The organism is Streptomyces sp. NL15-2K, from assembly GCF_030551255.1.
GTDB lineage: Bacteria > Actinomycetota > Actinomycetes > Streptomycetales > Streptomycetaceae > Streptomyces.
On the sequence record NZ_CP130630.1, the window covers coordinates 5,027,948 to 5,040,261 of the forward strand.

The 12,314-nt window shown below is 71.9% G+C and carries 7 protein-coding genes and 1 pseudogene; 4 read left to right on the forward strand and 4 right to left on the reverse strand.

All coding sequences use genetic code 11. The features are described from left to right. The first annotated feature begins 273 nt into the window (after positions 1 to 273). From Q4V64_RS22355 to Q4V64_RS22365, 3 genes are all read left to right on the forward strand, one after another. Complete coding sequence (locus Q4V64_RS22355) at positions 274 to 1,059, forward strand: SAM-dependent methyltransferase (protein ID WP_124441390.1); 786 nt, start codon at positions 274 to 276, stop codon at positions 1,057 to 1,059. Between the two features lie 108 nt (positions 1,060 to 1,167). Further along, entirely contained in the window at positions 1,168 to 1,746 is a 579-nt protein-coding gene (locus Q4V64_RS22360) for a TetR/AcrR family transcriptional regulator (protein ID WP_124441389.1), read from the forward strand. A 123-nt stretch (positions 1,747 to 1,869) separates the two neighbouring features. After that, positions 1,870 to 3,759: an AfsR/SARP family transcriptional regulator gene (locus tag Q4V64_RS22365; protein WP_124441388.1), complete on the forward strand. Its 1,890-nt coding sequence runs from the start codon at positions 1,870 to 1,872 to the stop codon at positions 3,757 to 3,759. A 44-nt stretch (positions 3,760 to 3,803) separates the two neighbouring features. On the opposite strand, the gene Q4V64_RS22370 is transcribed toward Q4V64_RS22365, so the two are convergent. The 3 genes from Q4V64_RS22370 to Q4V64_RS22380 form a co-directional block, all read right to left on the reverse strand. Beyond that, positions 3,804 to 4,505, reverse strand: a complete 702-nt coding sequence (locus Q4V64_RS22370; RefSeq protein WP_253267084.1) for a 4'-phosphopantetheinyl transferase superfamily protein — start codon at positions 4,503 to 4,505, stop codon at positions 3,804 to 3,806. 214 nt (positions 4,506 to 4,719) lie between these two features. Then, a complete protein-coding gene (locus Q4V64_RS22375; RefSeq protein WP_253267083.1) occupies positions 4,720 to 7,281 on the reverse strand; it encodes an FtsX-like permease family protein in 2,562 nt (853 codons plus the stop codon). After that, on the reverse strand, positions 7,281 to 8,060 hold the full coding sequence (locus Q4V64_RS22380; RefSeq protein WP_124441385.1) for an ABC transporter ATP-binding protein: 780 nt from the start codon (positions 8,058 to 8,060) through the stop codon (positions 7,281 to 7,283). The genes Q4V64_RS22375 and Q4V64_RS22380 overlap by 1 nt, the downstream gene beginning before the upstream one ends. 683 nt (positions 8,061 to 8,743) lie before the next feature. Here Q4V64_RS22380 and Q4V64_RS55145 point away from each other — a divergent pair. After that, positions 8,744 to 8,842: pseudogene (locus Q4V64_RS55145) on the forward strand (DUF397 domain-containing protein); the annotation flags it as partial. Between the two features lie 383 nt (positions 8,843 to 9,225). Here the strand turns inward: Q4V64_RS55145 and Q4V64_RS22385 are convergent. Next, a complete protein-coding gene (locus Q4V64_RS22385) occupies positions 9,226 to 12,207 on the reverse strand; it encodes a BTAD domain-containing putative transcriptional regulator (protein WP_253267082.1) in 2,982 nt (993 codons plus the stop codon). Between the last annotated feature and the right edge of the window lie 107 nt (positions 12,208 to 12,314).

Sequence of the window (12,314 nt, forward strand, 5' to 3'; positions counted from 1 at the left end):
TCACCACAAGGGACCCGCCTCGGCCACTCAGTACGTCGCGCGCCTCGCCAACGCTCTCGCTGCCGCAGGGGCCTGCCGCGTGCGTCACCGCGCCGCTGATCGGGACGCGCGGTCTGGACCGGCCTCGCAGGTGACGGCCGCCGGAGCGCTCACAGCGGAGGATGACAGACTGGCCACGGCGGCTTTCACCGCTCCAGCTACGGGAGTTGAAGCCGGGCGGTGGTTGCCCCGGAGCGGCAGCGACTGCGGAAACCCCCCACCGAAGGACGAAGGATGACCTCAGTGCCGATCGACACCAGCCGTCCCCACCCAGCTCGTATGTACGACTACTACCTCGGCGGGAAGGACCACTACCCCGTCGACGAAGAGGCGGCCGAGCGGGTGATATCCCTGGTGCCCGACATCAAGCAGGTTGCGCGGATCAACAGGCGGTTCATGCATCGGGCCGTCCGGCTGCTGGCCGAGCGAGGGATTCGTCAGTACCTCGACATCGGAACCGGTATCCCGACAGAACCCAATCTCCATCAGGTGGTTCAGGGGGTGGAGCCCAGCGCGCGTGTCATGTACGTCGACAACGACCCGATCGTTCTGCGGCACGCGGAAGCGCTCCTGCGGAGCACGCCTGAGGGTCTGACGAGGTACGCGCAGGCGGATGCCCGGGAACCCGACAAGATCATTGCCGCCGCGCGGGACATCCTCGACTTCGATCAGCCCGTCGCACTCTCCATGGTCGCGCTGCTGCACTTCCTGTCCGACGAGCACGATCCCTACGGACTCGTCGACGCCTTGCTGGCGCCGCTTCCTTCTGGGAGCTGCGTGGTGCTCTCTCACGTGACCGGCGACTTCGACCCGGAGGGATGGGGCAAGGCCGTCGAGATCTACCGGCAGAGCGGCGTACCGGCCCAGGTGCGCTCGCGGGACGAGTTCGCCCGCTTCTTCTCCGGCATGGAGCTCATCGAGCCGGGGGTGCAGGTCGCCACCCGGTGGCACCCCGAGCCCGGCCGGACGGCCGACGAGAACGACAAGACCGCGCTGTATGTAGGGGTGGCGCAGAAATAGCGGAAATAGCCGTGACGCCGTTGGGGAACAGCTCCATACGCATGACTCCACGCGTAGTACTCTGAGCGAAGTGGTTCAAAACGTAGTACTACGCCTGGAGTGGTGCCAATGGTGAGACGGAACGACCAGCGGCGCGCCGCCCTCGTCGACGCCGCGATCGAGGTGCTGGCCAGGGAAGGCGCACGAGGCCTGACGTTCCGGGCGGTGGACGCCGAGGCCGCCGTACCCGCCGGTACGGCGTCCAACTACTTCGCCAACCGCGACGACCTGCTCACCCAGGCCGGCGCCCGGGTCTACGAGCGGCTCCAGCCCGACGAGGCCACCATCGCCCGCCAGCGGGCGGCCGGCCGCGACCGGGAGACCTACGCGGAGCTGATGCGCGAACTCGTCGGCCGCGTCGCCTCCTTCCGCACCGGCTACCTCGCGCTGCTCGAACTGCGCCTGGAGGCCACCCGCCGCCCCGAACTGCGCAAGGTCCTCACCGAGCGGGTCCGGGCGGACGTGGACGCCAACGTCGCCTACCACGAGGCCTCCGGCCTCCCCGGCGACGCCATGGCCGTCAAGCTGCTCATGCTGGCTCTGAACTGGCTGATCGTCGAGCAGCTCACCCTGCCGGACGTCTACACGGAGGCGGAGCGCGAACAGCTGGTGACGGCCGTGGTGGAGCGTGTCGTGACGACGGAGTAGGCCGCCGGGGCACCCGATGCGGGTGGCGCCCCCGGCGCCGGCATCGGTGGCGATAACCCATGAATAACGGGGCCTCCTACCCTCTGGAACCGCAGCGGTGGCCGCACCAGAAGGGGGTGCCCCATGGAGTTTCGGGTCCTAGGGCCGGTGGAGGCCGTGATGGGGGGCGAACGGGTCGCCCTCTCCGGTTCGAAGATTCATACCGTGCTTGCGGCCCTGTTGCTGTCACAGGACCGGGTCGTGTCCGACGCTCGGCTCAGCTCTCTGTTGTGGGGCTGGGAACCGCCGGCGACAGCGAGTGCGCAGATCTACACGTACATGTCGCGGCTGCGCAAGCAGTTGGGGGAGGAAGCGGAGATCGTACGGCGGCCTCCCGGGTACGTGCTGCGGGCGCCCGGCGCCCGTGTGGACCTCGTCGAGTTCCGGCAGTTGGAGCGGGACGGGCGGCGGGCGCTGGCGGAGCGGCGGTTCGAGGAGGCCTCGGAGTTGCTGCGCCGGGCGCTGCGGCTGTGGCGCGGGGCGGCGCTCGCGAACGTCACCGAGCACATGCTGGACGCCGAGCTCGCGCCGCTTGAGGAGAAGCGGATGCTCGCCCTGGAGTCCCGGATCGAGGCCGATCTGGAGCTGGGGCGGCACGAACAGGTGACCGCGGAGCTGACCGGGCTGGTCGCCGGGTTCCCCGTACGGGAGCGGCTGCGGGCCCAGTTGATGACCGCGCTGTACCGGTGCGGGCGGCAGGCCGACGCGCTGCACGCCTATTACGAGGGACGCAAGGTGCTCGCCGAGCAGCTCGGGATCGATCCCGGCGAGGTGCTGGGGTCGACCTATCAGGCCGTGCTCGGCGGGGAGTTGGGGCTCGGGCGGGCCGCCGGGGCGTCCAGCGGACGTGCCGTTCCCGTGCCGTCCATGCTGCCCGCCACCGACGGCGAGCTCGTCGGGAGGCAGCGTGAGCTCGATGCGCTGCGGGGGCGGCTCGGCCACGACGGCGGCGAGGAACAGCGGCGGATCCTGGTGACCGGCATGGCAGGCATCGGCAAGACCGCGCTCGCGGTACGGGCGGCGGCCGAGAACGGGGAGTTCTTCCCGGACGGGCTGCTGTACGCCGAGCTGTGCGGGCTGGACGGTGCTCCCCGCGCTCCGCGCGCCGTGCTGGCGCAGCTGCTGCGGGCGCTCGGAGAGGGTGATCCGAACCTGCCCGCCGGGGATCTGGACGAGCTGGTACGGCTGTACCGGACGCGGACCGCCGGGCGGCGGCTGCTGCTGGTGCTGGACAACGTCTCCGGCGACCGGCAGCTCGCGCCGCTGCTGCCGGCCGGGCCGTCCGCCGTACTCATCACCAGCAGGCGGCGGCTGGCCCGGGTCACCGCGGGCGACACGTTCGCGCTGCCGCTGCTCGACGACGAGGCGGGCCTGGATCTGCTGGCCGCGCGGGCGGGACGGCAGCGGCTGCTGGCGGACCCGGACGCGTCCGACGACCTCGTGGCGTACTGCGGCGGGCTGCCGCTGGCGCTCGCCATCGCGGGCGCCCGGCTCGCGGCCCGTCCGCACTGGACGGTGGCCCGGCTGGCCGGCCGGCTCGCCGACCCGGCCACGCGGCTGGCCGAACTCTCCTTCGGCGACCTGGACCTGAGCCGGGTGCTGGGGTCCTCGATGGAGCAGCTGGAGATGCTGGAGCGGACGGTGCTGGGCGGGCTCGCGGAGACGGAGGGCGAGCCGATCTCCGCCCTGTGGGCGGGTGACCGGCTCGGGCTGTCGGAGGACGCGGCGGAGAACGCCCTGGAGTCACTCGTCGACGCAGCGCTCCTGGAACTGTCGGGACTGGACGACCAGGGCCGGCCGCTGTACCGCTGCCACGAACTCGTACGACTGCTCGCCGCCGCCCGCCCGCAGGGTCCGGGGAAGCCGGAGCGGGCCGGGCAGGAGACGTGGGAACGGCAGGACCCGATCGCCGGGACGGTCCGGATCGACGGTACGGCGACGGCCGCGACCGCGGCCGCCGTCCGGGCGGGGTGACCCGTAGCTGGGAGTGGGTCCGGGGAGTCGTGCGGGGCGCCGCCTCAGGGGGAGGACGGCGGGTGCAGGTGGACCGGGCCGCGGGCCGCGGGACCGGCCGGGCGGGCCAGGGCCACCGCGAGGCGGTCGGTCAGGCGCAGGTCCTCGACGGTCCAGGCGGTGGTACGGCCGGTGCCGTGGTGGGTGACGTGGAGCGGGCCGTCCCGGTCGGGGTGGGTGTCCAGCCGGTCCAGTTCGGTGCCGGCCAGGCCCAGGCCGACCGCCTTGACGACGGCCTCCTTGCGGGTCCACACCCGGTGGAACGCGGCGTGCCTGGCCGGGCCCGGCACCGTGGCGAGCAGATGGCGCCGCTCGCCCGCGGTCAGCACCGAGCCGCTGAACAGGGTTTCGCGCACCGGGCGCAGCGCCTCCGCGTCGACGCCTATGCCGGTGCCGGCGCCGACCGCGAAGACGCCCCAGCCGGCGGTACGGCTCAGGCTGATCGCCAGCGGGAGGGCGGGCCGGACCAGCAGCGGAGGGCCGTGGTCGTCCGCGCCGCAGCCCGGGCAGCGGCGTTGGCCCAGGTCGGTGGAGCCGGGCGGGATGCCCAGCAGTTCGCCGAGCGCGCGCCGGGCTCCCGCCCGGGTGCACACGAACTCCGCCGCGTCGCGTTCGGCGAGCATGCCGAGGGCGCGCCGGAACTCCTCCGTGCCCAGCAGGGCCAGATCGGCGGGATCGACGCTCTCGGAGCACCGCCACCACCACACGTGCGCCTCGCCTCGGGCGACGATCCGGTCCGCCGCGCCGGATCCCGCCGTCGGCTGTTTCGTGCGTCCTTGCCGACCTTGCCGTCCTTGCCGTCCTTGCCGTTCTTGCCGTCCTTGCCGTCCTTGCCGTTCTTGCCGACCGCTGTCGTCCGCCCGGTCCCGATCACGTGGGAACGGCGTCATCCGCCGCCTCCTTTGGTGGTGAGCGGTGCCGTCACTCGCGGGAGCCGATGACGTCGGCCGGGCGGCCGGTCAGCGACAGGCGGCCCGGGATCACCGTCGCCACGAGCGCCAGGACGCCCGCGAAGCCGATGACGCCCAGGTACATCCACGGGTCCACGGACGGTGCCGCCGCCCCGGTCATGCCGATGCTGAACGCGGTGAGCACGGCGAAGGCGATGCCGCTGCCGAGCGCCGCCGCCACGAGCACGACGACCAGGGACTCGATGCGCAGCATGCCCATGATCTGCCGGCGGGTGGTGCCGACCAGGCGCAGCAGGGCGAACTCGCGGAAGCGGTCGGAGACCGACATGGCGAGCGTGTTGACCACGGCGATCGCGGTGAACGCGATGATCAGGCCCATGGCGAGGTAGTTGACCTCGGCGTTGGACTGCTGGACCTCGGCCTGGAGGTCCTCGACCTGGCCGCGGTCGAGCACGCCGACGCCCGGGAACTTGCCGACGGCCGCCCGCAGTTGCTCCCGGTCGGCCTTGCCGTCGCCGGCGGTCTTGACCAGGACGGAGGCGGCGAGCGGGTTGTCGACGTGCTCGGCGACCAGGTCGTGCGCCATGGTCAGGTCGCCGAAGCCGAGGCCGCGGGCGTAGACGGCGGTGACCTTGAGGGTGACGGCGGTGCCGTCGCCCAGGGTCACCTTGAGGGTGTCGCCGGGCTTCTTGCCGAGGTGGTCGGCGGCGACCTCGCTGAGCGCGAGGCTGCCCGACCCGAAGCCGGCCAGGGAGCCCTCGGTGACGTCCGGGTCCCAGTTCTGCCGCAGTCCGTCCGTGGACAGGCCCTGCGCGGGGTACTTGTCGAGGCCGACGCGGACGGACGTACGGACCACCTCGGTGATGGCGGTGACGCCCGGCGTCCCGCGCAGCGCCTCGGCGGCCTGCTCGGGCACGCCCGGGCCGGACGAGGCGACCACCCAGTCCGCCTTGTTGCCGTCCTCGGCCTGGGCGGAGGCGGCGTCGCCCATGGTGGTCTGCACGAACAGCACCGTGCAGGCCATACCGATCAGCAGGGCCAGCGGGGTGATCGCGGACGCCATCCGCTTGGTGTTGGCGCGGACGTTGGCGGTGGCCAGGTGACCGGCGACGCGCGAGGCGCGCAGCGGCACCCCGAGGATCGCGACGGCGAGCCGGGCGATGAGCGGGCCGAGCAGCGACACCGCGACCGCCAGCACCACGACCGACAGGAACGTCACCGGTGTGGAGGCGGGTTCGGTGTTCAGCACGCTCAGCACGGCGAGCAGCACGATCCCGCCCGCGAGCGTGAGCACCCCGGCGAGGAACCGGCCCCAGGCGAAGCCCTGCCGCTCCGTCGCGGACTCGGCGAGCGCCTCCGCGGGGCGGATCCGGGCCGTGCGACGGGCGGAGATGCGGGCCGCGGACCAGGCGCCCAGCAGGGCGGCGCCGACGGCGGCGAAGAACGGGAAGACGCTGAAGGTGACCTCCAGGGTGTCCGGGATGGCGCCGAACCCGACGAACTCGCGATGCAGCCAGTACGCGATCGGCAGACCGGCGATCGAGCCGGTGACGCCGGCCAGCAGACCGACGATCAGCGCCTCGCGGCCGATGAGCTGCCGCACCTGCTTGGGGGTGGCGGCGATGGCGCGGAGCAGGGCGAGTTCGCGGTAGCGCTGCTGGATGGACAGGGCGAAGGTGCCCACGACCACGAGGATCGCGACCAGCAGCGAGGTGCCGCCGATCGCGCCGCCCATGGAGACGAGCTTCACGCGCGCCTTGGCGGCGTCCAGGAACTCGACGGGCCCGCGGTCACCGCCGGTGGCCACCTGCGCGGTGGTCCCGTCCAGCGCCTTGCGCACCTGCGCCGCCAACTCGCCGGTGTCGACCCCCTTCTTGGGCAGCACGCCGATGGCGGAGACCTGCCCGTCCCGCCCGGACAGCCGCTCGGCCTCATCGGCCGAGAAGAACAGCGAGGTCTGCTGCTTCAGATCGCCGCCGGCGGGCGCCGCGATACCGCTGACGGTGTAGGTGCGGGGCGCGTCGGTGGACTGCACGGTGACCTCGGAGCCGACCTTCAGTCCGGTACGGCCGGCCAGTTCGCGGTCGACGACGACGTCGGCGGCACCGGCGGGCGCCTTGCCGTCGACGAGCTTGAACGGGGTGAGGGCGGCGGAGGTCCAGGCGTGTCCGTAGGAGGCCTTGCCGTCGACGCCTTCCACGACCTGCCCCTCGCGGCTCACCGCGTAGGCGGGGAAGGTCACTTCCGGTACGACGGCCTCGGCGCCCGGCAGGCCGTCGAGCCGCTCGACGATGTCGGAGGGCAGCCACACGCGCTCCGCCAGCGGCTTGGCCTTGTGCTTGACCTTGGTCTTGCCCTTCTTCTCCTTGACGGTGGTCTGGTGGACGTTCTGGTCGCCGCCGACGATCACCGGGGCGGAGGCGTAGCGCTCGGTGCCGATGGTGCCGCGCAGGCCGGTCTCCAGGAGGATGCCGCACGCGGTGACCAGGGCCGCGGCGCACATCAGCGCGAGGAACGCGCCGATGAAGCCGCCCTTTCGGGCCTTGAGGGTCTGGAAGGCGTAACGCAGCATCAGGCCCACGCTCCCAGGTGCGTCATGCGGTCGGCGACGCGGTCGGCGGTCGGGGCGTGCATACGGTCGGCGAGGCGGCCGTCGGCGAGGAAGAGGACGGTGTCGGCGTAGGAGGCGGCGACCGGGTCGTGGGTGACCATGACGACGGTCTGGCCGGTGTCGTCCACGCAGGAACGCAGCAGGGAGAGGATCTCCTTGGCGGTGACGGTGTCCAGGGCGCCGGTCGGCTCGTCGCCGAAGATGACGTCGGGGCGGGTGATCAGGGCGCGGGCGATCGCGACGCGCTGCTGCTGGCCGCCGGAGAGTTCGGCGGGACGGTGGCTCGCGCGGCCGCCGAGGCCGACGCGCTCGAGGATCTCCTCCAGCCAGCGCTTGTCCAGCCGCTCGCCCGCCAGGCGCAGGGGCAGCTCGACGTTCTGGCGCACGGAGAGGGACGGGATCAGGTTGAAGGCCTGGAAGACGAAGCCGATGCGCCGGCGGCGCAGCTTGGTCAGCTGCGTCTCGTTCATCCCACCGAGTTCGGTGTCGCCGATCCAGGCGCGTCCGGAGGTCGGCTGGTCAAGTCCGGCCGCGCAGTGCAGGAAGGTCGACTTGCCGGAGCCGGAGGGCCCCATGACCGCGGTGAAGGAACCGCGGTCGATGCCCACCGAGACGCCGTCGAGGGCCCGGACGCCTCGGCCGTTCTTGCCGTAGACCTTGGTGACCGCGTCGAGCCGCAGGGCGTGGCTCCGGGTCACGGTGCCGCTGCGCGGCTCGGTGTTGGTCCTCTCGGTCATCATGCGAGACCAGTCCTCTCCATCCGTCGTTCGTGGGGGCCATGAGCGACCTCCGCCGACGGCGAACGACAGCGAAAGCGCATCGCATCGAACGTGACCGGGGGATCTATATCGGGGCTATGGGGAGGGTGGGGGGGCATGTCTTTTCGGCCGATCCGAGAAAGATCGGCCGAAAAATGGGATGCGCCGGTCGGGCCTGTCGGTCATATTCCGGCCGTGCGGCCGGGGGCGCGGCTGGCGGCCGGTCAGGAAGTCAGGGACTCTCTCCCGGAGGGCAGCGGGCAGCCAATCCCGAGACACGGTCGCCAGTACGGCGCCGACGAGTTCGTTCAAACCCGAGGCCGACGACCGGGATCAGGGGGTGATTGGCAGATCTGTTCCACCCCTGCGAAGGAAAGCCCCAGGTGGAGTGGCCGTGCCGGTGGAACAGATCTGCCAATTACTGGGTGAGAGTCCGGGGCCCCGCGCAGATCGCGTCGTGCACCGGGGCCGTGGCCTCGTGCAGCCGCCCGGACTCCTGCAGTCCGGATGGCTGCACCACGCGGCGTTACGCCACCACGGGTGCGCGACAGGCGCTTGAGGTACTCGCCCCAGAGGCGCCGCCCATCAGGGCATCCCCCTGACATCGTCTTTCTCGACGGGTTGACTCGCACCCGATTCCTAGAAACTATTTCGAGTTTGCTGCCCTGGGCGACGGCCGGACAGCAGTCCGGCAGAGCCTCGCGCCCAACGGTCCGGCCCTGGTCTACTCGCCCGGCGAGGTCGCGGCACTGATCGAGGTAGCTGTGTATCCGGTGCCGCTGTGGCCATTCGCTGAAACTGCGGCGCGCGCGGTCCGCGCGAAACAAGCGTCGATGTCGGGGCCACCACTTGACCTCTGCTCCGTGTGTATCTCCTCAGAGCATGTCGGTGAGGTCTGGGCCCCGGCCGTCGATCAGACCGGGCGCCTCGACGCCGTACCCTTCCGCCCGCCCGATGGCGACATCATGCACCCCAATTTTCGGCAGACGGTCGTACCGGCCGAAACTGGGCAGCCCCTTATCGACGATTCGTGCCGCCTGGGGCGGCGTGGGCGCAGGCGGCACCCCGTCAGCGCCGGGCCGCGCGACCCACCCCCGGCCAGCACCAACGCCGGGCAACTGGACACCGACGGCACCCTGCATCCCCCTCAGCCGTCCCCAGAATCCCCCTCCAACAACGCCAACGCCCGGTCCGTCTCCTCCAGCCACCGCGGCGCCTCCACCCGAACGAACACCGCATGCGCGGCGCTCAAACGTTCACGAGCCTCGGCAAGACGCCCCTGCCGCCGCCGAGCCTCCCCCAGCGCCAAATTGACACGGCCGTCAACAAGCGGACTGTCGATCCGCTCCACGATCTCCAGCGCCTCACTGAGCGTCTCCTCGGCCGCGTCCACCTCGCCCGCCCCCAGCCGACTCTCCCCGAGCCCGAGCAGCGCGTAGACGAGACCGACCCGGTCGGAGGTGTCCGTGGCCAGCGCGATCACCTGCTGAAAAGCTTTTTCGGCTTGCTCGAAGTCCGCTCGGGCCAGATGCACGCGCCCCAGCCGATGGATGGTCTGCGCGGCGCCACGCCGATTGCCCCCCGCGATCGACTCCATCAGCTGCACCGCTTCCAGGCTGAGTTTCATCGCCAGGTCGGTGTTGCCCCGGTCGAGTTCGATCTGCGCCATGTTGTCGAGCGTGTGCGCCTCGGACGAGGTGTCACCGACCTGCCGCAGAATGTCCCGCGCGGCCCGCAGCCGCTCCATGGCCGGGTCCAGGTCCCCCCGGAACCGCTCCAGGATCGACAGGTTCCGCAGATTCAGCGCCCGCCCGTGATCCTCACCGGCCCGCTCGAACAGCTCCAGCGCCTCGTTGTACCGCGCGTGCGCCTCTCCCAGCCGCCGGTACGACTGCGCCACCCCGCCGAGCTGGTGCAGCATGGCCGCCTGCCCGCGCAGGTTGCCCGTCTTGCGGGCCGCCGCCAGCGCGGCCTCGGAGCAGACCCGCCAGTCCTCCAGGTAGTGCCGCGTCTCGAAGAGCACCGCCGCCGACACCGTGATGTCCCACGCGAGGTCGTCCATGCCCAGGGACGCCGTCTGCTCGACCGCCGCCACCAGCGACAGCCGCTCCGCCTCCAGCCACTCCAGCGGCGAGTCGAGCAGCTCGTCGATGAGGAAGGCCTCCAGCGGCCGGCGCGGCACCTCGCTGTGCACCACGCTGAAGTGCCCGCCGTACTCCCGCCGATGGGCCTCCTCCGCGATCGTCAGCCAGGTACGGAAGGCGCGCTCGCGGGCGGCACGCTGCGCGTCCTCCGGCTCCTCCTCGTACGCCCGCTCCCGCGCGTACAGCCGCATCAGGTTCTGCAGCCGGTACCGCAGCCGCCCGGTGGCGTCGACGCCTACGACCTCCAGGAACTGCGCGTCGACCAGGTCCTCCATGATCCGCTCGGCGTCCGGCACGTCGATGTCGAGCAGCGCCCCGCCCACCCAGGCCGCGAAGTCCGGCACGTCCAACAGCCCGAGCCGCCGGTACAGCAGCGCGGCCTCCTCGGGCAGATAGCGGTACGACAGCGCGAAGCCGGCCCGCACCCGGGAGGCGCCCTGGCTCAGCTCGTCCAGCCGCCGCCGCTCGTCGTTCAGCCGCGTCACCAGGTGCCGTACCGTCCAGTGCGGCTTGGAGGCGAGGCGCGCGGCGGCGATCCGCAGCGCCAGCGGCAGCCGGTCGCACAGTTCGGCCAGTCGCCCGGTGTCGGCCTTGGCGGAGGCGATGCGCTCCACGCCGACGATCCGCCCGAGCAGCTCCACGGCCTCCGGCTCGGGCAGCACCCCGAGGTGCACCCGGGCCTCCTGCGGCCAGGTCACCAGCTCCTCCAGCTGCTCCCTGCTGGTCACCAGCACCGCGCAGCGCCCGCTGCCGGGCAGCAGGGTGCGCAGCTGGGCGTAGGAGCGGACGTTGTCGAGGACGACGAGCACCTGCCGCTCGGCGAGCACGCTCCGGTACAGCGCGACGAGGGCCTCGGGCTCGGGCGGTATCCGGTCGCTGGGCACCCCCAGCGAGCGCAGGAAGCGGCTGATCACGTCGGAGGCGACGGTCGGCTCGTGGTCCTCGTCGTAGCCGCGCAGGTCGGCGAAGAGCTGCCCGTCCGGGAAGTGCGCGGCGGACCGGTGCGCCCAGCGCACCGCGAGACCGGTCTTGCCGACGCCCGCGATCCCGGTGATCAGCCCGAAGGCGGGCCCCTGTTGCCGGTCCCGACCGGTCACCAGCGTGTCCAGCAGGGCGAGTTCCCCCGCCCTGCCCGTGAACCCGGGGATGTCGGGCGGGAGTTCGGAGGGCACGATGACGGCGTCGGAGCGCAGCACATCGGTGGAGACGACGGGCGGCGCGGGCGCGAGGGAGGGGTCGTCGCGCAGGATCGCGTCGTGCAGCTCCTGGAGATCCGGCCCCGGCTCCATCCCCAGTTCCTCGACGAACTGCTCGCGCGCCTCCCGGAACGTGGCCATCGCCTCGGCCCGCCGCCCCGACCGGTACTGCGCGAGCATCAGATGGTGCCGGGTCCGCTCCCGCAGCGGATGCTCCCGCACGACGGCCGCGAGCTCCGGCAGCAGGTCCTGGTCGTTGCCGAGTTCCAGCAGTACGGCGGTGGCGTCGTCGTAGGCGTTGAGCCGCTGTTCCTCCAGCCGGGCCGCCTCGTCCTCCACCACGGGGCTCGCGATCCCGGCGAACGCGGGCCCGGTCCACAGGGCGAGGGCCTTGGCGTACTTGTCGGCGGCCTCGACGGGCCGCCCCTGCTCCACGTCCGCCTCGGCGTCCTTGACCAGCCGGGCGAAGTCGACCGAGTCGACCGAATGGCCCTCGGGTCTGAGCCGGTACCCGGGGTGGGCGGTGACGATGATGTCCTCGGTGACGCCCTCGGCCTTGAAGGTCTTGCGCAGGGCGGCGATCACGATGGCGATCTGGGTGCGGGCGGTGGCCGGAGGGGAACTGTTCCAGACGGCGTCGACGAGCGTGTCCACCGGCACGATCCGGCCGGGGTTGAGCAACAGCAGAGCAAGGACCGTGCGCTGGCGCCCAGCGCCGACGGTCAGCGCGCGGCCGTTCGCCCTCACCGTCAGGGGCCCGAGCATCTTGAAACCGAGCTGCTCGCCCACGGACGTTTCCCCCAGAACTCCACCCACCGTCACACCGGAGCGCCTTGACGACAATACCCGAGCAACTCTTCGGCTTCCGTGATGTTTTCCAGCCGCCCCCGAGCACC

Coding starts and splice junctions, on each gene's coding strand:
- Q4V64_RS22355 (WP_124441390.1), top strand. CDS start 274: ATGACCTCAGTGCCGATCGACACCAGCCGTCCCCACCCAGCTCGTATG.
- Q4V64_RS22360 (WP_124441389.1), top strand. CDS start 1,168: ATGGTGAGACGGAACGACCAGCGGCGCGCCGCCCTCGTCGACGCCGCG.
- Q4V64_RS22365 (WP_124441388.1), top strand. CDS start 1,870: ATGGAGTTTCGGGTCCTAGGGCCGGTGGAGGCCGTGATGGGGGGCGAA.
- Q4V64_RS22375 (WP_253267083.1), bottom strand. CDS start 7,281: ATGCTGCGTTACGCCTTCCAGACCCTCAAGGCCCGAAAGGGCGGCTTC.
- Q4V64_RS22380 (WP_124441385.1), bottom strand. CDS start 8,060: ATGATGACCGAGAGGACCAACACCGAGCCGCGCAGCGGCACCGTGACC.